The following is a 20,191-nucleotide window of genomic DNA, read 5'->3' on the forward strand; positions in this document are numbered from 1 at the left end:
GGCGTGGGCTTCTGGCGCAACCAGCTGTCCGGACCGACCGACCCCGCGGCCGACGCCGCGTGGGACAGGCACGAGCCGCGCAAGGGGTTCTTCACCGACACCTCGATCTGCATCGGCTGCAAGGCCTGCGAGGTCGCGTGCAAGGAGTGGAACGGCATCCCCGAGGACGGCCTCGACCTGCTCAACCAGTCCTACGACAACACCGGGGCACTCGGCGCGAGCACGTGGCGCCACGTCGCGTTCGTCGAGCAGAGCACCGAGCGCGTCGAGCAGGCCCGTGAGTCCGGCCGCCGGCTCGTGCAGCTCGGGATGCCGACCGTGCGCTCGGCCGAGGAGCCGGCGGCCGCGCCCGTGGCCACGGCCGTCGCCGAGCCCGAGCTGCCCGACGTGCGGTGGCTCATGGCGTCGGACGTGTGCAAGCACTGCACCCACGCGGCCTGCCTCGACGTGTGCCCCACCGGGTCGCTGTTCCGCACCGAGTTCGGCACCGTCGTCGTGCAGGACGACATCTGCAACGGCTGCGGCTACTGCGTCGCCGCCTGCCCGTTCGGCGTCATCGAGCGCCGCCGCGGCGACGAGGGCCACGAGGGCGGCCGGCAGTCGCACGGCATCACCGTCAACGGCGGCGGCGCCGACCCGTCCCACAACGGCGAGGTCAAGAACGTCGGCATCGCCCAGAAGTGCACGCTCTGCTACGACCGGCTCGGTGACGGCCAGACGCCCGCGTGCGCCCAGGCCTGCCCGACGACGTCGATCAAGTTCGGTGACCTCGACGAGATGCGGGCCACCGCAAAGGCCCGCGTCGCCGAGCTGCACGAGCGCGGGTACACCGAGGCGCGCCTCTACGGCACCGACGAGAACGACGGCGTCGGCGGCACCGGCTCGGTGTTCCTCCTCCTCGACGAGCCCGAGGTCTACGGCCTGCCGCCCGACCCGCGCGTCACGACGGCCGACCTGCCCGACATGTTCCGCAAGGCCGGCCTCGCCGGGATCGCCATGCTCGGCATGGCCGCGGCCGCGTTCGTCGGGAGGAAGCGATGACGACCAACCCCTTCGACGCCGACCGCCCGCCCGAGAAGGAGCGTCGGCGTGACGGTGCCCGATCGGCGGGCCAGAACGGCGGACGCCGGAAGCGCGACGAGTCGCTCATGGTGCCCGACGCGAGGTTCGACAGCTACTACGGCCGCCACATCGTCAAACCCGCCCCGTGGGAGAAGGAGATTCCCGCCTACCTGTTCCTCGGCGGCGTCGCCGCCGGGTCGGCGCTCCTCGCTGCGGGAGGTGCGGCGCTCGGCTACCCGGCGTTGCGCCGGGCCGGACGCGTCGGCGCCGTCGGGGCGGCCGCGCTCGGCGGGGCGGCGCTCGCCAAGGACCTCGGCAAGCCGAGCCGCGCCCTCAACATGATGCGCACCGTCAAGCTGACCTCGCCGATGTCGGTCGGCTCGTGGATCCTCACCGCGTTCGGTGGCTTCTCGGGGCTCGCCCTCGCCTCGGAGGTCGGGCAGGCGCTCATCGGAAGTCGTTCCGGCGCAAGCAGGCCCGGCACCGCGCTGGCTCGCGTGTCCCGCCTCCTCGAGCTCGCCGACGGCCCGGCCACGGTCGGCTCGGCGCTCTTCGCCCCGCCGCTCGCCGCCTACACCGCTGTGCTCCTCGCCGACACCGCGACGCCGACGTGGCACGAGTCCTACCGCGAGCTGCCGTTCGTCTTCGTCAGCTCCGCCAACCTCGCCGCGGCGGGGCTGGCCCTCGTCACCGTGCCGGCGCGGCAGAACGGACCGGCCCGGCGCCTCGCCGCCGTCAGCGCGCTCGTCGAGACGCTCGCCTTCGAGCGGATGCAGGACAAGCTCGGGCCGACGCTGTCCGAGCCGCTGCGCACCGGCAAGGCCGCGACGCTGCTCAAGGCCAGCAAGGTGCTCACCATCGCCGGGGCCGTCGGCGCCGTCACCGTCGGGCGCACCCGCGTCGGGGCGGCCCTGAGCGGCCTTGCCCTCATGGCGGGTTCGGCGTGCACGCGCTTCGGCGTCTTCGAGGCGGGTATGACCTCCGCGATCGACCCGAAGTACACGGTCGAGCACCAACGTGAGCGTCTCGAACGCCGGCGCGCTGCCGGGGTCGTCGACGACTCCATCACGACGGCGCGCTAGACGCCGCGCCGGCGGCGCATAGGGGCGCCGCCGGAGGACCGGAAGGGGAATGCCATGAGCAGGACCGACAGGGACCCGGCAACGAGGACGAGCGGCGCGAACCGCTGGGTCATCCTCGTGTGCGCCGTGCTCGTGCAGCTGGCCATCGGATCCGTCTACGCGTGGAGCGTCTTCGCCAAGGCGATGCAGAGCGACGCCGCGTTCGGCTGGTCGAAGTCGAAGGCCGCCGTGCCGTTCAGCGTCGTCATCGGGATGATCTTCATCGGCAGCTACGTCGGCGGCCGGCTGCAGGACGCCCGCGGCCCACGCGTCGTGGCGCTGACCGGCGGCATCATCTACGCCGTCGGCGTCATCCTCGCCTCGTTCGCCCAGACGCCGGACGCCTTCTGGCTGCTCGTCGTCGGCTACGGCGTCATCGGCGGCTTCGGCCTCGGCATGGTCTACATCGTGCCGATCGCCATGCTGCAGAAGTGGTTTCCCGACAAGCCGGGCCTCATCACGGGACTGGCCGTGGCCGGCTTCGGGTTCGGCGCGGTCGTCACGGCACCGGTCGGCCAGGCGCTCATCGACCAGACGCCGAGCGTGCCGACCAAGGCGTTCCTCTGGCTCGGCATCGGCTACCTCGTCATCCTCCTGCTCTGCACGTCGGTCTTCCGCAACCCCGACGTCGTGCCCGACGTCACGGGCGCCAGCTCGAAGGACGCGCCGAAGGTCACGAGCGGCGACTCCGCGTCGCGCGACTTCAGCCAGAGCGAGGCCCTGCACACGCGCCAGTGGTACCTGCTGACCGGCATCCTGACGATGAGCGTCACGGCCGGCATCTCGCTCATCGCCGTCGCGGCCGGCACGGCGAGCGACGTCGCGGGCTACTCCGCCGCGGCCGCCGCCGCCCTCGTCGGCGTGCTCGGACTCTTCAACGGCGCGGGCCGCATCTTCTGGGGCTGGCTGTCCGACCTCGTCGGCAAGATGCCGGCCTTCATGGGCATCCTCGGCGTCCAGGCCGTGTGCCTCCTGCTCATCCCACACGCCACGAACAAGGCCCTCTTCGCGGTCCTCGCGGCGCTCATCTACCTCTGCTACGGCGGGGCGTTCGGCACCATGCCCTCGACGGCCGGGCAGTTCTTCGGCATTCGCAACGTCGGCGCGATCTACGGACTGATGCTCGTCGGCTGGAGCATCGGCGGCGTCGTGGGGCCGCTGCTCATCGCCTCGCTCATCGGCAGCGACAAGGCCTACACCCTGGGCTTCACCGTCATCGGCATCATCACCGTCGTGGCCCTGGTCCTGCCGCTCGTCACCCGTCCGCCGCGGCACGACGCCGTGGCAGCAGAGGCCAGGACACCCCGAGAGGAGCACGTCCCCCGGCACTGACACCGACGCGGTCCCGCGCCCAGCCGCGCTGGGTACGGTGAGGGCGTGCACGTCGTCGCCACCGCTGGTCATGTCGACCACGGCAAGTCGACCCTCGTGCGCGCCCTCACCGGCATCGAGCCGGACCGGTGGGAGGAGGAGCGGCGCCGCGGCCTCACCATCGACCTCGGGTACGCGTGGACGACGCTGCCCTCCGGCGCCTCGGTCGCCTTCGTCGACGTGCCGGGGCACGAGCACTTCGTCGGCAACATGCTCGCCGGACTCGGCCCGGCGCCCGCCGTCGTCCTCGTCGTCGCCGCCGACGAGGGGTGGCGGCGCCAGTCGGCCGAGCACCTCGCTGCCGTCGATGCGCTCGGGCTGCGGCACGGCCTCGTCGTCGTGACCCGGGCCGACCTCGCCGACCCGCAGCCAGCCCGCGCCGACGCCCTCGAGCGGGTGGCGCGCACGTCGCTGGCCGGTGCCGAGGCGGTCACGGTGTCGGCCCGCACGGGCGAGGGTCTCGACGACGTGAGGGCGGCGCTCGACCGGCTCGTCGCGTCGCTCCCGGCACCGGACACCGACGCCCGGGTGCGCCTCTGGGTGGACCGGTCCTTCAGCGTCAAGGGCGCCGGCACCGTCGTCACCGGCACGCTCGGCGCCGGCACCGTCCGCGTCGGTGACGAGCTGCGCGTGCAGCGCACCGACGGCACGAACGCCCGCGTCACCGTCCGCGGACTCCAGAGCCAGGAACGCCCGGCCGGCACCGTCGGGCCGGTGAGCCGGGTCGCCGTCAACGTCCGCGGCGTCGCGGCCGACGAGGTGGGGCGGGGCGACGTGCTCGTGACCCCCGACGCGTGGCGGACCACAGCGATCGTGGACGTGCGGGTCGACGCGCAGGTCGACGTCGGCAGCAGCGGGTTCGACCGCGTACCAGCGCATCTCATGCTCCACGTCGGCTCGCTCGCCGTGGAGGTGCGGACGCGTCCGCTCGGCCCCGGCGCGCTGCGGCTCGCCCTGCCGGCGGCCCTCGCGCTCACGGCCGGGGACCGGCTCGTGCTGCGCGACCCCGGCTCGCGCCGCGTGCTCGGCGCCCTCGTCGTCGACACCGACCCACCCGCCCTGCGTCGGCGCGGAGCGGCCGCCCGCCGCGCGGAGACCGTTGCGACGATGGGTGGCGCACCCGACCTCGCCGCCGAGGTGGCCCGGCGCGGGGCGATGACCGAGGCGGATGCCGAGGCGCTCGGCGCCCGCGTGCCCGACGGCGACCGACCGGCCGACGGCGTCACGCGCCGGGGTCGGTGGCTCGTCGCCGACACGGCGTGGCAGGAGTGGGGGCGGCGGCTGCACGCCGCGGTCACCGCCCGGGCCGACGCCGACCCGCTCGACCCGACGCTCACCCTCGAGGCCGCGCGGTCCGCGTCGGGCGCGCCGGACCGCGCCCTCGTACCCGACCTCGCGGCGTCGGCCGGGCTCGACGCGCACGACGGACGCGTGGGCCTGCCCGGGCGCGCCGCCGTGCTGGGGGCGCCGGCCGAGGAGGGGCTGCGCCGGATCGAGGCGCGCCTGGCCGAGGAGCCCTTCGCCGCGCCGGAGCAGAAGGAGCTCGACGCGTCGGCGATCGGCCCGCGCGAGCTGGCCGCCGCGGTGCGGGCGGGGCGGCTCGTGCGCCTGCCCGGCGTGCCCGACGACGTGTACCTGCTGCCGATCGCCCCGGCCCAGGCCATGCGCGTGCTCGCCGGGCTGCCGCAGCCGTTCACGACGAGCGAGGCCCGGGTCGCGCTCACCTCGACCCGGCGCACCGTCATCCCGCTGCTCGAGCACCTCGACGCCCGGGGCTGGACCCGTCGCGTCGACGGCACGCACCGGGAGGTGCGTCGGTGAGCGGCGTCAGCAGGGGCGTGTCGGTGGCGGGTGGAAGGGTGGCCGGTAATGACTGACGTGCTCGACCGGTTCTCCCCGGCCACCGCGGAGTGGTTCCGGAGCAGCTTCAGCGCGCCCACCACCGCCCAGGCCGGCGCCTGGGACGCCATCAGCTCGGGCCACCACTGCGTCGTCGTCGCCCCGACCGGCTCGGGCAAGACGCTCTCGGCCTTCCTCTGGGCCATCGACCGGATGGCGAGCGAGCCGGTGCCCGAGGAGCGCCTCGAACGGTGCCGCGTCCTCTACGTCTCGCCCATGAAGGCGCTCGCCGTCGACGTCGAGCGCAACCTGCGCGCCCCGCTCGTCGGCATCGGCCACGCGGCCACGCGGCTCGGCCTGCCGGTCCCCGACATCGGCGTCAGCGTCCGGTCCGGCGACACCCCGGCCAACGAGCGTCGCGCCTTCGCCCGCACGCCCACCGACATCCTCATCACGACACCCGAGTCGCTCTTCCTCATGCTCACCTCGTCGGTGCGCGAGGCGCTCAAGGGCGTCGAGACCGTCATCGTCGACGAGGTCCACGCCGTCGCGGGCACCAAGCGCGGCGCCCACCTCGCGCTGAGCCTCGAGCGACTCGACGCCATCCTGCCCAAGCCCGCCCAGCGCGTCGGACTGTCGGCCACCGTCCGGCCCGTCGAGGAGGTCGCGCGCTACCTCGCGGGCGGGCGTCCGGTCGAGATCGTCCAGCCGGCGTCGACGAAGCAGTGGGACCTCGACGTCGTCGTGCCCGTCCCCGACATGGCCGAGCTGTCCGGCGCACCGGCCGAGATCACCCCCGGCGTGCCCGACCTGTCCGGCCCGGCCGCCGGAAACGCGCCCCAGGCGAGCATCTGGCCGCACGTCGAGGAGCGCATCGTCGACCTCATAGCCGACCACCGCTCGACGCTCGTGTTCGCCAACTCGCGGCGCCTCGCCGAGCGCCTCACCTCGCGGCTCAACGAGATCTGGGAGGAGCGCCTCGCCGAGCAGGAGGGGCTGCCCTCGCCGGCCGACGCCGCGGCCGCCGCGACGCACCCACCGGCGCAGGTGATGGCCCAGTCCGGCGCCTCGCGCGGGGCACCCGCGGTGCTGGCCCGCGCGCACCACGGCTCGGTGAGCAAGGAGCACCGCGCCGCCATCGAGGAGGACCTCAAGGCCGGCCGGCTGCCCGCCGTCGTCGCCACGAGCAGCCTCGAGCTCGGCATCGACATGGGCGCGGTCGACCTCGTCGTGCAGGTCGAGAGCCCGCCGTCGGTGGCCAGCGGCCTGCAGCGAGTCGGGCGCGCCGGCCACCAGGTCGGTGCCGTCAGCCAGGGGGTGCTCTTCCCGAAGTTCCGCGGCGACCTGGTGCAGACCGCCGTCGTCGTCGAGCGGATGCGCTCGGGCGACATCGAGTCGCTGCGCGTGCCCGCCAACCCCGTCGACGTCCTCGCCCAGCACGTCGTCGCGATGACCGCCATGGACGACTGGACCGTCGGCGACCTCGAGACCCTCGTCCGGGGCACCGCGAGCTTCGCCGGGCTGCCACGCACCGTCCTCGAGGCCACCCTCGACATGCTCGCCGGCAGGTACCCGAGCGACGAGTTCGCCGAGCTGCGCCCGCGCATCGTGTGGGACCGCGTCACCGACACCCTGACCGGCCGGCGCGGCGCCCAGCGCCTCGCGGTCACGAGCGGCGGCACCATCCCCGACCGTGGTCTCTATGCGGTCTTCCTCGCCTCGGGCGAGGGCCCGGGCCGACGCGTCGGCGAGCTCGACGAGGAGATGGTCTACGAGTCGCGCGTCGGCGACGTCTTCACCCTCGGCACGTCGACGTGGCGCATCGAGGACATCACCCACGACCGCGTCCTCGTGACGCCCGCGCCCGGCCAGGCGGGGCGGCTGCCGTTCTGGAAGGGCGAGCAGCAGGGCCGTCCGGTCGAGCTCGGCCGTGCCGTCGGCGCGTTCATCCGCGAGATCGTCGGCCTCACCCCCGAGCGGGCGCGCGCCCGGGTGCAGGAGGCCGGCCTCGACGAGTGGGCCGCCGACAACCTCCTCGGCTACCTCACCGAGCAGAAGGAGGCGACGCGGCACGTCCCCGACGACCGCACCATCGTCGTCGAGCGGTTCCGCGACGAGATCGGCGACTGGCGCGTGGCCGTGCTCTCGCCGTTCGGCGGGCAGGTGCACGCGCCGTGGGCCCTGTGCGTGGCAGCCCGGATGCGCGAGCGGTTCGGCATCGACGTCCAGGCGATGCACGGCGACGACGGCATCGTCTTCCGCCTGCCCGACCTCGAGTTCGAGGACGGCGCGGACAGCAGCCACGTCGGCCAGCAGCTCGTCGAGATCATCACCCTCGAGCCCGAGGAGGTGAACGAGCTCGTCACCCAGGAGATCGGCGGCTCGGCCCTCTTCGCGTCGCGGTTCCGCGAGTGCGCAGCCCGGGCGCTGCTCCTGCCGCGGCGCCGCCCCGACCGGCGCCAGCCGTTGTGGCAGCAGCGCCAGCGGGCGGCCCAGCTGCTCGAGGTCGCGAGCCAGTACCCGACCTTCCCGATCGTCCTCGAGGCCGTGCGCGAGTGCGTCCAGGACGTCTTCGACGTGCCCGGGCTCGTCGGGCTCATGGGCGACATCCGATCGCGCGCGGTCACCGTCGTCGACGTCGAGTCGCGCCAGCCGAGCCCGTTCGCCAAGTCGCTCGTCTTCGGCTACGTCGCGCAGTACCTCTACGAGGGCGACTCCCCGCTCGCCGAGCGCCGGGCGGCCGCCCTGGCACTCGACCCCTCGCTGCTGTCCGAGCTGCTCGGCCAGGGTGAGGCGCTCGCGCTGCGCGACCTGCTCGACCCCGAGGCCGTGGCCCGCACCGAGGCCGAGCTCCAGCGCCTGACGCCCGAGCGCGCCGCCCGCGACGGCGAGGACGTCGCCGACCTGCTCCGCGTCCTCGGGCCGCTGTCGACGCGCGACGTCGTGGCCCGCGCGGCCGAGGGCTTCGAGCCCGCCGCCGTCGAGGCGGCGCTCACCGAGCTCGAGGCGGCCCGACGCGTCATCGCCGTGCGCGTCGCCGGCGAGGACCGTTGGGCCGCCATCGAGGACGCCGCCCGCCTGCGCGACGCCCTCGGCACCGCGCTGCCCGTCGGCGTGCCGCAGGCCTTCCTCGAGCCGGTCCCCGACCCGCTCGCCGACCTCGTGGCCCGGTTCGCCCGCACCCACGGCCCCTTCGCCGTGCAGACCGTCGCGGCGTGGTGGGGCCTGGGCCCGGCCGTCGTGCACGACGCGCTGCGCCGGCTCGTGTCGGCGGGCCGTGTCGTCGAGGGCGAGCTGCTGCCCACCGAGAACGGCGGCGGCCACGGGCCCGAGTTCTGCGACGCCGAGGTGCTGCGGCTGCTGCGGCGCCGGTCGCTCGCGGCGCTGCGCCACGAGGTCGAGCCGGTCGACCAGGCCGACCTCGCGCGCTTCGTGCCGCAGTGGCAGGGCGTCGGCGGCGGCCAGCGCGGCCGAGAGGGTCTGCTGCGCGCGGTCGAGCAGCTGACCGGCGCCGTGCTGCCGGCCAGCGCGCTCGAGTCGCTCGTGCTGCCGGCGCGTGTCGCCGACTACCGCCCGGCCCTGCTCGACGAGGTGATGAGCTCGGGCGAAGTGGTGTGGCGCGGGCACGGCTCGCTGCCCGGCGACGACGGCTGGGTCAGCCTGCACCTCGCCGACACCGCGCACCTCACGCTCACCCCGCCCGACGACACCACCGGCCCCGAGGGTGCGCTCACCGACGCCGAGCGTGCCGTCCTCGACGCCCTCGACGGCGGCGGCGCCTACTTCTTCCGCCCGCTGGCCCAGCGCCTCGACCTCGACGACACCGACGTCATCGAGGCGCTGTGGTCGCTCGTGTGGTCCGGGCACGTCACCAACGACACCGTCGCGCCGCTACGTGCCCTGCTGTCCGGAGGTCGTACCGCCCACAAGCGCACGACGTCGGCGCCGCGGTCGGCCCGGTACACGTCGCGCCGTGGCTCGCTCGGCCGGTTCGGCTCTCTCCGTGGGGCGCTCGCTGCATCGACGCCCGCGCAGGTCGAGGCCGCCGAGGCGGCTGCGGCCGGGCGCGCGCTCCAGGCCGGCCGTGCAGCAGGGTCGGGCCCGCCGACCGGCGTCGGGCGGTGGACCCTGCTGCCCGCCGCCGAGACCGACCCGACCGTGCGTGCCGTCACCGCCGCCGAGCTGCTCCTCGACCGGTACGGCGTGCTGACCCGGGGGTCGGTCGTCAGCGAGGAGGTGCCGGGCGGGTTCGCCGCCGTGTACCGCGTGCTCGCCGCCGCCGAGGAGGCCGGCAAGGTGCGCCGCGGCTACTTCGTCGAAGGGCTCGGCGCCTCGCAGTTCGCCTCCACCGGCGCCGTCGACCGGCTGCGTTCGCTCACCCGCCTGCCCGGCACCGACGCGTCGACCGCCGGACGCGTCGACCCGCGGGAGGGCGACGAGTGGGCGGTGCCGGTCGCGCCCCCGCCGACGGCGACCGGACGCGGGCGCCGGCCCGGCGCGCCGGCCGTGCCCGCGCTCGTGCTGGCCGCGAGCGACCCGGCCAACCCCTACGGCGCCGCCATCGGCTGGCCCGAGCGCGGCGTCACCGACGCGACCGACGAGGCGGCCGAAGGCTCCTCGCGCCGCAAGGGCCACCAGCCCGCCCGCAAGGCCGGGGCGCTCGTCGTCCTCGTCGACGGCGGGCTCGTGCTCTACGTCGAGCGCGGCGGCAAGACCATGCTCTGCTGGTCCGACGACCCCGACCGGCTCCAACCCGCCGCCGACGCCCTGGCGCTCGCGGTGCGCGAGGGCGCGCTCGGCCGCCTCACCGTCGAGAAGGCCGACGGCGCTTCGGTGCTCGGGTCGGGCCACCCGCTCGTGCAGGCGCTGTCCGACGCGGGGTTCCACATGACCCCGCGCGGACTGCGCCTGCGCCGCTGAGCGGCTAGCACTTCTCCCAGTAGCCGGGGGAGGACTGCTTGAGGGTTGCGGTGTAGAAGGTGTTGTAGAGCCCGAGGTTCTGGTTCGAGCCGACGGCCCAGGCGTACCCGCCCGACTGGTAGGCGCGCCCGGCCACGACGTGGTCGTAGTTGCTCGAGGTGATGCACACGGGCGGCGTCGTCGTCGTGGTGGGCGGCGGCGTGGAGGTCGTCGTCGTGGTGCTCGTGGGCGGCGGCGTGCTGCCGCCGTCGAGACCGAAGAACTCCACGTCGTAGTACGCCGCGCACACGGTGTCGATGAAGTACGCGCCCGCCGTGCCGCACTGGTTGGCCGCGGTGCCCGGGTCGACGGCGGTGCCGTGGCCCATCCCCTGGATCCGGGTGACACGTACCGAGCCGCCGTAGTCCTCCCACGTGACGCCGCTGCTGATGGACCCCGTCGAGGTCGGGGTCTGCGAGACGCCGTTCACGTCGGTGAACTGGTCGCGCAGCTCGGTGGCGTTCATCGGCGCGACGGTCGTGTCGCTCGTGCCCTGCCAGATCGCGACCCTGGGCCGCGGGCCGGAGTAGCCGGAGTCGGCCGCGCGGACGAGGTCACCCCAGGCCTTGGGCGTCTTGTCCACGCCCGGGTTCATGCACGAGTAGGCGTCGATCGAGCTCGTGGCGCAGCGGTAGGGCAGGCCGGCGTTGATCGACCCGCCGGCGAACCTATCGGGGTAGGTCGCGAGCATGACCGAGGTCATCGCGGCACCGGCCGACAGGCCCGTGACGTAGACGCGCGAGCGGTCCGAGCCGTACGTCGAGACGGCGTAGTCGACCATCTGGGCGATGCTCGCCGCCTCGCCCTGGCCACGCGTGGTGTCGCCCGTCTGGAACCAGTTGAAGCACGAGCTGCTGTTGTTGGCGCTGCTCTGCTCGGCGAGCACGAGCGCGAACCCGTACCGGTCGGCGAACGTGCGCCAGCCCGAGCTGTTGAAGTACGTCGTCGCGTTCTGCGTGCAGCCGTGCAGCTCGACGACGACCGGCGCACCGGCCGGCAGCCCGTCGGGCCGGTAGCTGTACATCGCCAGCGCGCCCGGGTTGCTGCCGAACCCGGTGACCTGCTGGAGCGTCGCGGCGCTCGCGGGCGGTGCGTTGACCACGAGCAGCGTCAGGGCCGCCGCCGTGACGAGGGAGAGGACGGCCGCGAGGGCGCGGACGGCCGGGCCGGCATGGGTCGGGTGCAGCCGGTGCAGCGTGATGGTGCGGGTGGAGCTCATCGTCGCCTCCGTTCCGGGCATCGCCGTTGGTGCCCGGTTCGTCACGATGGCACCGGCCGCTGGCGCGGGGTGTGGGACGAACCCCCACGAGCCGGACACCCGGCTGGCTCGGCGGACCATTGACGCCCCCGTTGCCGAGGTGTCGGTCGAGGTGTCAGAGGCGCTCCACGTGCGGGCGTGGAGTCGCCGAACCGCGGGTGTCGAGGAAGCGCTTCGACAGGGCGGCGAGGCGGTCGACGTCGTAGCCGCGGTGCCGCTGCAGCAGGACGACGGCGTCGGCGTCGGCCACGGCATCCTCGAGGTCGGCGTCGGCGACGCGGGGCACGTCGGCGCCCACCTCGTCCCACCGCGTCACGTGCGGGTCGTGGAACACGACGTCGGCGCCGTGCTCGAGCAGGCGGCGCGCGAGCGGCACGGCCGGGGACTCGCGCTGGTCGGCGATGTCGGCCTTGTACGTGACGCCGAGGACGAGCACCCGCGAGCCGTGCAGCGCCTTGGCGTCGTGGTTGAGCGCGTCCTGGAGCCGGCGCACGACGTAGGCCGGCATCGCGCCGTTGACCTCCTGGGCCAGCTCGACGAACCGGAACGGGTAGCCGAGGCGGGTGCGGACGTTGTGCGACAGGTAGTTCGGGTCGATGGGGATGCAGTGCCCGCCGACGCCCGGACCGGGGTGGAAGGCCTGGAAGCCGAACGGCTTGGTGCTCGCCGCCGCGATGACCTCCCAGAGGTCGATGTCGAGGTCGTGGCAGAACCGGGCCATCTCGTTGACGAGCGCGATGTTGATGTGCCGGTAGGTGTTCTCGAGCAGCTTGGCCGTCTCGGCCTCGCGCGTGCCACGCGTCGGCACCACGGTGTCGACGAACTTGCCGTAGAAGGCAGCCGCCACGTCGGTGCAGGACGGCGTGTGGCCGCCGACGACCTTGGGGGTGTTGACGATCCCGTACACGGGGTTGCCGGGGTCGACGCGCTCCGGCGAGAACGCGAGGCTGAAGTCGCGGCCCGCGACGAGACCGCCCGACTCGAGGATGGGCCGGACCACCTCGTCGGTGGTGCCCGGGTAGGTCGTCGACTCGAGGACGACGAGGGTGCCCGGGCGCAGGTGCGTGGCGAGCGAGCGCGTCGCTCCGACGACGGCGCCGAGGTCGGGACCGCCCTCGGACCCCAGCGGCGTCGGCACGCAGATGACGACCGTCGACGCGTCGGCGACCACCGACGCGTCCGTCGTCGGGGCGAACCCGGCCGCGAGCATCGCGCCGACGTCGTCGTCGGACAGGTCGTCGACGTGCGACCTCCCCACCGACAGCGAGGCGACGACCGACGCGTCGGTGTCGAGCCCGACGACCTGCATCCCGGCGGCCGCCGCGGCCTGCGCGAGCGGCAGGCCGACGTACCCCAGCCCGACGACGACGACGTCGAGCCGCGGGTTCTCAGGCACCGAGCAGCTGGCGCGACTCCGCGGAGTCGGCCGGGTCGAAGTCGGGCGCCCGGTGGCCGACGCCGAGCAGCTCGGCGATCGCGGCCACCGACCGTTCGGCGGCGCGGCCGTCCCCGTACGGGTTGACGGCTGCCGCCATGGCGGCGTAGGCGTCGGCGCCGTCGAGCAGCTCCTCGACGGCCGCGCGGATCGTGGCGCCGTCGGTGCCGACGAGGCGCACGGTCCCGGCCTCGACGGCCTCGGGGCGCTCGGTCGTGTCGCGCATGACGAGGACCGGCTTGCCGAGGCTCGGGGCCTCCTCCTGCACGCCGCCGGAGTCGGTGAGCACGAGCGTCGAGCCGGCGAGCGCGTGCGCGAACTGGTGGTAGTCGAGCGGCTCGGTGAGCAGGACGTTCTCGAGCGGGCCCAGCAGGGGCTCGATCACCTCGCGCACGACCGGGTTGCGGTGCATGGGCAGCAGCACCTGCAGGTCGGGCCGGTCCTGCGCCAGGTCGCGCACGGCGGACATCGTCTCGACCATGCGCGGCCCCCACGACTCCCGACGGTGGGAGGTGACGAGGAGCAGGTCGCGGCCCAGGGCCGCCTCCTCGACGGCCACCGCGACGCGCGGGTCGTCGAACTCGACGGGCTGCGCGGTCGTCCACCGCAGGGCGTCGATGACGGTGTTGCCGGTGACGGGAACCCTTGCGGGGTCGACGGACTCGCGCACGAGGTTGGCCTTGGACGTCGCGGTGGGGGCCAGGTGCAGGTCGGCCAGCGGGGCGGTGAGCCGGCGGTTGGCCTCCTCGGGGAAGGGGCTGCGCACGTCGCCGGTGCGCAGCCCGGCCTCGAGGTGCACGACGGGGATGTGCTCGTAGAACGCGGCGAGCCCGGACGCGAGCACCGTCGTCGTGTCGCCCTGGACGACGACGACGTCGGGGCGCGTCTCACGCAGCAGCTCGGAGGTGGCCTGCACCGTGCGGGCCGTGATCTCGGCGAGGGTGGCGCCCGGGGTCATGAGGTCGAGGTCGTGCTCGGGCCTGATGCCGAACAGCGTGTTGACCTGGTCGAGCATCTCGCGGTGCTGGCCGGTGACGGCGACCACCGGCTCGAGCCGGTCGTCGGCCTCCAGGGCTGCGACGAGCGGGGCCATCTTGATGGCCTCGGGGCGGGTGCCGTAGATCGTCATGACGCGGCGACGGGGCGTGGTGCCGGAAAGGCTCATGGTGTGGATCTCCTTCAGCGCCAGTAGCCGCGGGTGTCGACGAGCTCGCGGCCTCGCAGGTCGCCCAGGCTCACCGAGCGGAAGGCGGCGTGGTCGACGAGGAGCACGACGACGTCGGCCTCGCGCACGGCCTGCGCGGTGGGGGTCAGCTCGACGTTGGGCAGGGCCGCGAGGCCGGCCGGGAGCGCGTCGACGTGCGGTTCGACGGCGAGGACGCGGGTGCCCGGGTGCTCGTTCGCGAACGTCTCGGTGATGGTGAGGGCCGGCGACTCGCGCAGGTCGTCGATGTCGGCCTTGAAGGCCAGGCCGAGGCACGCGACGGTCGCGTCCGTGCCGCCCGGCTTGCCGGCGAGCTCGAGCGCCGCCTCGACCTTGTCGATGACCGAGCGCGGTCGGGCGTCGTTCGTCTCGCGGGCGGCGCGGATGAGCCGGGCCTGCTCCGGGGCGGCCGACACGATGAACCACGGGTCGACGGCGATGCAGTGGCCGCCGACGCCGGGGCCGGGCTGGAGGATGTTGACGCGGGGGTGGCGGTTGGCCATCCGGATGACCTCCCAGACGTCGAGGCCGACGTGCTCGCAGATCTCGGCCAGCTCGTTGGCGAAGGCGATGTTGACGTCGCGGAAGGCGTTCTCGGTCAGCTTGGCCATCTCGGCCGTCGTCGCGTCGGTCAGGAGGATCTCGCCGGTGACGAACGTGCGGTAGACCTCGGCGGCGCGCAGCGCGCACTCGGGCGTCAGGCCACCGACGATGCGGTCGTTGGCGAAGATCTCGACCATGATCCGCCCCGGGAGGACCCGCTCGGGGCAGTGCGCGAGGTGCACGTCGGGGATGCCGCCCATGTGGGGCAGCTTGAGGTCGGGACGCAGGTCGGAGATCCACTCGGAGATCAGCTGCGTCGTGCCGGGGGGAGAGGTCGACTCGAGGATGACGACCTCGCCGCCGCGCAGCTGCGGCGCGATGGCCTCGGTGGCCGCGCGGACGTAGGCGAGGTCGGGCTCGTGGTCGCCGCGGAACGGCGTCGGCACGGCGATGAGGTACACCGACGCGTGCGGCGTCTGCGTCGTGGCCGTCAGCAGGCCCTTGGCGACGGCCGAGGCGATGGCGACGTCGAGGTTCGGCTCGACGATCGGCACGCGTCCGGCGTTGATCTCCTCGACGGTGCGGGCGTTGACGTCGACCCCGACGACGCCGATGCCCTGGCGGGTCAGTGCCGCGCAGGTCGGTAGTCCGATGTAGCCGAGGCCGATGACGGCGATTCCGTCGTCGAACATGAGGTGTCTCCGTTGCTGTGGGTTGCGGATGGTGCGGGTGAGGTGGGCTGTGGGGCGTGGGTCGGCCGGGTGGCGAGGTCGGTGACGTGCCGGACGAAGTCGCGGCCGATGACGCGCCAGTCGAAGTGCTCGCGGACGTACGCGTGGCCGGCGCGGCCCATCGCGGCGCGTCGGTCCGGGTCGTTCGCCAGCTCGACGAGGGCGGCGGCGGTGGCCTCGGCGTCCTCGAACGGCACGACGTAGCCGCAGCCGGCGCGTTCGACGAGGTCGCGGGCGAGCGGCAGCGGCGTCGTGACGACGGGGATGCCGCGCGCCATGTACTCGACGACCTTCGTCGGCATCGAGTGGCGGTAGTTGGGCCGGTCCTCGAGCAGCGACAGGCCGGCGAGCGCCCCGTCGAGCATCGGCAGCGCGCGGGCGCTCGGCACGAAGCCGTGGTGCACCACGTGGCCGCACTTGACGCCCCAGCTGACGGTGTCGGCGGTGCGCTGGTCGCGGGCCGGCCCGATGATCTCGACCTTGACGCGGCCGCGGCTGGCCACGGTGAGGAGACGACCGGTCTGCAGCAGCGTCGCCGCGCCGCGGGCCATCGTCAGCGAGCCGAGGTAGACGGCGCGGGTGTCGCCGGGCGACGGGACGGTCTCGGGGACGGTCACGGTGTTCGGCACGACGTGGTGGGGCCGCTCGAACCGCTCGGCGTACGCGTGTTCGGCGAGGATGAGGTCGTGGTGCCGCTCGGCGTACCGCTCGATGCGGCGGGCCGCGCCGGCCACGGTGCCGCGCGCCCAGTCGGGCACCCACGGCTTGGCCTCGACGGCGGCGGCGGTGTCCTCGTGGACGTCCCACACGAGGTGGGGCAGCCCGAGCCCGGCCGCGGCCGCGACGACCTCCGGGTCGTGGACGAGCACGACGTCGTGGTCGGGTGCCTCCTGGCGCAGCAGCCGGCGGGCGGCCCGGAACGCCGCGCCCCGCGACCGGCCGGCGGCGTGCGGCACGTCGAGCGCGCGCAGCCCCACCGCCTCCGGCAGGTCGAGCCCGTGCGCCGAGAACGGCGCCGCGTACGTGACGTGCGCCCCGGCGTCGAGGAGCGCGCCGATCTGCCGGTGCCGGATGCGGGCGTCCTCGGGGTGGTGCACGACCGTCACGACGAGCACGCGCAGCACGGGTGACGCGTCGACCGGGGTCACGCGCGCGCCTTCCGGTGGCTGTCCTCGTAGGCGCGCACGACGTCCTCGGTCGGGCCGTCCATGACGAGCCGGCCCTGCTCCATCCAGAGCACGCGCTCGCACGAGTCGCGGATCGCGGCGTTGGAGTGGCTGACGAGGAAGACCGTGCTCGCGTCGCGGCGGATCTCGGCGATCCGGTCGCGGCTGCGCGCCTGGAACTCGGCGTCGCCGGTGGCGAGGGCCTCGTCGATCATGAGGATGTCGGGGGCAGCCGCGGTCGAGATCGCGAACCGCAGGCGCGCGCCCATGCCGGACGAGTACGCGCTCATCGGCAGGTCGACGAAGTCGCCGATGCCCGAGAACTCGACGATGTCGTCGTACCGCTCGCGAACCTCCCGCGGTGACAGGCCGAGGGCGAGGCCGCCGATCATGACGTTGCGGGCCCCGGTCAGGCCGGTGAGCAGCACCGCGTTGACGCCGAGCAGCGACGGGTTGCCCTCGGCCCACACGCGCCCGTTCGTCGGCGGCATGAGGCCCGCGATGGCGCGCAGCAGCGTGCTCTTGCCCGAGCCGTTGCGCCCGATGATGCCGACGGCCTCACCGTGGCGGACGACGAACGAGACGTCCTTGACGGCGTGGACGCGTCGGACGTTGCCGACGCCGGCGGCCTCCCCGAGGCCGTTGCGCCGCCGGGCGAGCACGCGCTCGAGGAAGGGCTGGTCGCCCTCGGTCGACGTCGCGCGCTTCTTGGCACCGAACACCGAGTAGACGATGTCGAGGTTCGAGCAGACGACGCTCGGGCGGGCCTCGGTGGTCGTGTCGGTCACCGAATCAGTCGCTGCCATAACGACCCTCCCCACGCCAGAAGAAGACGATCCCCGACACGCTGAGCACGACGCCCCAGAACGCGGCTGCGACCCAGCTGGACCACGAGAGCGGGTACTGGTCCATGAGGGCCTCGCGGGCGGTCGTCATGCCGACAGCGAGCGGCTGGTAGAGGAGCACGGCGCTCATCAGGCCGTGCCCGGCGTAGTGCGGGATCGAGAAGAAGACCCCCGACACGTAACGGGCCAGCCGCACGAAGACGGGGACGAGGTTGTTCGTGTCGCGGGCGGCGTTGACGACCCGCGCGAGGAAGAAGACGAGCCCGAGGTTGACGAGGCTCTGCAGGCCCAGCGCCACCGGGAAGAGGAACCAGTGCCACGAGAACGGCTCCCCGGTGAGCGGCACCATGACCATGAGGACGATGAACGCCGGCACGTTGACGAGGAACTGGGTCAGCGTCACCGACACCGGCAGCACGGCCCGGGGGAAGCGCAGCGCCCGGACGAGCCCGATGTTGGCCGTGACGGCCTTGGCGCCCGCGGTCAGGGCGGAGGCGGTGTAGCCGAAGACGAAGATGCCGATCGTCAGGAACGCGATGTAGTTCGACGTGCCACCGCGGGTCTTCAGCAGCAGGCCGAAGATCAGGTAGTACGAGCCGACGAGCAGCAGCGGGTTGAGCACCGCCCAGAGCTGGCCCAGGTGGTTGTTCTGGTTCGTCGCGTAGGCCTGCGACGACGACAGGTGCCAGACGAGGTGGCGGTAGCGCCACACGTCGCGCACGTACCGGCGCATCGGCGGGCGGACACCCAGCTCCTCGAGGCCACCGGCGCGGGCCAGTGCCTCGGCCTGCGCCGGTGTCAGCGTCGCCGGCGCGTACGGCGTCGGTGGTGCGGTGGTCACGTCGGTCATGCGTCCTCGCAGACGGTTTCGTAGAGGTGCTGGTAGGTGCGGGCCGCGGCGGACCATGTGCGCTCGGCGGCGACGTGGTCACGTGCCGCGCGCCCGAGGCGGCGTCGCAGGTCTGGGTCGTCGGCGAGCCTGCGGATCGCGTCCGCCAGCGCCGTGGCGTCGCCGGCCGGCACGATGCGCCCGCGGTCGGTGCCGACGAGCTCACGCAGCGGCGGCAGGTCGCTGGCCACCACGGGCCGGGCCAGCGCCATCGCCTCGACGGGCTTGAGGGGCGGCACCAGCCGGGTCACCGGGGTGGAGCGTCGTGGCAGGCAGAACACGTCGACGGCGGCGTGGTGGTCGCGGCTGCGGGCGTGCGGGACGCGTCCGGTGAGGATGACGCGCGTCCGGGTCCCCTTGCGGGACAGCTCGTTCGCGCGCGAGGCCAGCCGGTCGCGGGCCGGGCCGTCGCCGACGACAAGCACGACGACGCGTGGGTCGTCGAGCAGCCCCGCGGCCTCGACGAGCACGTCGACGCCCTCGTAGTCGTTGAGCGTCGTCACGGTGCCGACGACGACGGCGTCCCGGTGGACGCCGAGGCGGGACCGGACCGCGTCGCCGTGAGTCGGGTCGGTGAGGTACGCGTCGGGCACGCAGTTGCCGACGACGTGCACGCGGTCCGCGTCGACGCCGCGCGCCACGATGTCGGCCCGCATCGTCTGCGACAGCGTGACGACGGCGGAGGCCAGGTGCAGGCAGCGGGTCTCGGTGGCGCGGGTCCAGCGGTAGAAGTCGCTGGCGGTGCTGCCGCCGCGACTGGCCCACGTGTCCTCGAGGAAGCCGCGCGCCTCGTACACGACGGGCACACCGAGGCGCGCCCCGGCGACGAGCGCCGCCTGGGCGTTGTCGTGCTTGGAGTGGGCGTGCAGGACGCTCGCGCCGACGCGCCCGGCGAGCGACTCGACGGCCGACGCGTACTCCTCGAGGCGGCGGTCGGGCAGGTCGAGGCGGCGCCCGACCGGGAGGCTGCGGTGGTACGGCACGCCGCCGAGCACCGACTCGCGCGCCCTGAGGAGGTGTCCCTGCGCGACGGGGTAGCCGGGCGGCGTGCAGACGTGCGCGTCGATGCCGGCGCGGCGCTGGGCGGCGACGATGCCCTGGGTGCGCACCGTGTAGCCGGCCTGCACCTCGGGCAGCGAGTTCGTCACGACGTGGACGACGGCACGGCGTCGCCGTACTGGCGCGTCGGTGGTGGGTGAGGGGTGGGCCCGGCTCGGTTCGAGGGCCTCGACGGCGGCGCCGGTCAGCACGAGCCGTTCACCCTCCAGCCACCGGCGGTGGGCCCGGTCGAGCGGGCCGCGGGCGCCGGCGAGGGCCTGCTCGGCCGTGGTGAGGTCGCCCGACGCGTGGGCGACGTACGCGGCGGCGCCCCCGGTGGCGGGGGCGCGATCCGCGGTGTCCGCGTCGACCTCGGTCCACTGGCCGGTGGCGGCCGCGGCCGCGAGGAGACGGCGGGCGCGGGCCAGAGGGGCGCTCCGCAGGCCGTCGGACAGGCGTCGTCGGGCGAGCTCGCGCTGGCCCGACGCGGCGGCCGCGATGACCGACAGCGGCCCGCGGGTGCGCTCGCCGAGGCCCCGGGTGACCGACGCCGGGAGCAGGCGCGTGCCGACCCACACCGCCTGCCACGGGTTGCGGGTGACGTGGCTGCGCGCGACGCATGCCGCCACCGGGAGGTTCGCGAGCATCAGCGCCGTCGTGGACGGGATGTCACCAACTGTTCGGCTGCGCGTTGCGCCGCGGGGGCCGGAGGTGCCGAGGGCGGATGCCA

13 protein-coding genes are annotated in these 20,191 nt (G+C 74.2%); 5 read left to right on the forward strand and 8 right to left on the reverse strand.

The genetic code is table 11. The annotated features are described in order from the left end of the window. Window positions 1-3: 3 nt before the first annotated feature. From RY076_RS03030 to RY076_RS03050, 5 genes are read left to right on the forward strand one after another with little or no spacing between them, the layout of a single operon-like run. Window positions 4-1,041 (forward strand): 4Fe-4S dicluster domain-containing protein, encoded by a 1,038-nt coding sequence (locus RY076_RS03030; protein WP_323096018.1) that lies wholly within the window; start codon window positions 4-6, stop codon window positions 1,039-1,041. Continuing rightward, window positions 1,038-2,144, forward strand: coding sequence for an NrfD/PsrC family molybdoenzyme membrane anchor subunit (gene nrfD, locus RY076_RS03035; RefSeq protein ID WP_323096020.1), 1,107 nt, complete (start codon window positions 1,038-1,040; stop codon window positions 2,142-2,144). Before RY076_RS03030 ends, nrfD begins: the two co-directional genes overlap by 4 nt. 54 nt (window positions 2,145-2,198) lie before the next feature. Next, entirely contained in the window at window positions 2,199-3,515 is a 1,317-nt protein-coding gene (locus tag RY076_RS03040) for an L-lactate MFS transporter (protein WP_323096021.1), read from the forward strand. 45 nt (window positions 3,516-3,560) lie between these two features. Continuing rightward, complete coding sequence (gene selB / locus RY076_RS03045; protein ID WP_323096022.1) at window positions 3,561-5,375, forward strand: selenocysteine-specific translation elongation factor; 1,815 nt, start codon at window positions 3,561-3,563, stop codon at window positions 5,373-5,375. Between the two features lie 48 nt (window positions 5,376-5,423). After that, window positions 5,424-10,313, forward strand: a complete 4,890-nt coding sequence (locus RY076_RS03050; protein WP_323096023.1) for an ATP-dependent helicase — start codon at window positions 5,424-5,426, stop codon at window positions 10,311-10,313. 4 nt (window positions 10,314-10,317) lie between these two features. On the opposite strand, the gene RY076_RS03055 is transcribed toward RY076_RS03050, so the two are convergent. The 8 genes from RY076_RS03055 to RY076_RS03090 form a co-directional block, all read right to left on the reverse strand. Next, window positions 10,318-11,571, reverse strand: a complete 1,254-nt coding sequence (locus tag RY076_RS03055; protein WP_323096024.1) for an extracellular catalytic domain type 1 short-chain-length polyhydroxyalkanoate depolymerase — start codon at window positions 11,569-11,571, stop codon at window positions 10,318-10,320. Window positions 11,572-11,725: 154 nt separating this feature from the next. After that, window positions 11,726-13,006: a nucleotide sugar dehydrogenase gene (locus RY076_RS03060; RefSeq protein ID WP_323096025.1), complete on the reverse strand. Its 1,281-nt coding sequence runs from the start codon at window positions 13,004-13,006 to the stop codon at window positions 11,726-11,728. Next, a complete protein-coding gene (gene wecB / locus RY076_RS03065) occupies window positions 12,999-14,210 on the reverse strand; it encodes a non-hydrolyzing UDP-N-acetylglucosamine 2-epimerase (RefSeq protein ID WP_323096027.1) in 1,212 nt (403 codons plus the stop codon). The genes RY076_RS03060 and wecB overlap by 8 nt, the downstream gene beginning before the upstream one ends. 14 nt (window positions 14,211-14,224) lie before the next feature. Further along, window positions 14,225-15,484, reverse strand: coding sequence for a UDP-N-acetyl-D-mannosamine dehydrogenase (gene wecC / locus RY076_RS03070; RefSeq protein WP_323096028.1), 1,260 nt, complete (start codon window positions 15,482-15,484; stop codon window positions 14,225-14,227). Next, window positions 15,418-16,671 (reverse strand): glycosyltransferase, encoded by a 1,254-nt coding sequence (locus RY076_RS03075; protein ID WP_323096029.1) that lies wholly within the window; start codon window positions 16,669-16,671, stop codon window positions 15,418-15,420. The genes wecC and RY076_RS03075 overlap by 67 nt, the downstream gene beginning before the upstream one ends. Next, window positions 16,668-17,477 (reverse strand): ABC transporter ATP-binding protein, encoded by an 810-nt coding sequence (locus RY076_RS03080; protein WP_323096030.1) that lies wholly within the window; start codon window positions 17,475-17,477, stop codon window positions 16,668-16,670. Before RY076_RS03080 ends, RY076_RS03075 begins: the two co-directional genes overlap by 4 nt. A gap of 4 nt (window positions 17,478-17,481) precedes the next feature. Then, a complete protein-coding gene (locus RY076_RS03085) occupies window positions 17,482-18,384 on the reverse strand; it encodes an ABC transporter permease (RefSeq protein WP_323096031.1) in 903 nt (300 codons plus the stop codon). Further along, a complete protein-coding gene (locus tag RY076_RS03090) occupies window positions 18,381-20,108 on the reverse strand; it encodes a glycosyltransferase family 4 protein (protein WP_323096032.1) in 1,728 nt (575 codons plus the stop codon). The genes RY076_RS03085 and RY076_RS03090 overlap by 4 nt, the downstream gene beginning before the upstream one ends. Window positions 20,109-20,191: the final 83 nt, after the last annotated feature.

The organism is Intrasporangium zincisolvens (assembly GCF_034724055.1).
GTDB classification, from domain to species: Bacteria; Actinomycetota; Actinomycetes; order Actinomycetales; family Dermatophilaceae; genus Monashia; species Monashia zincisolvens.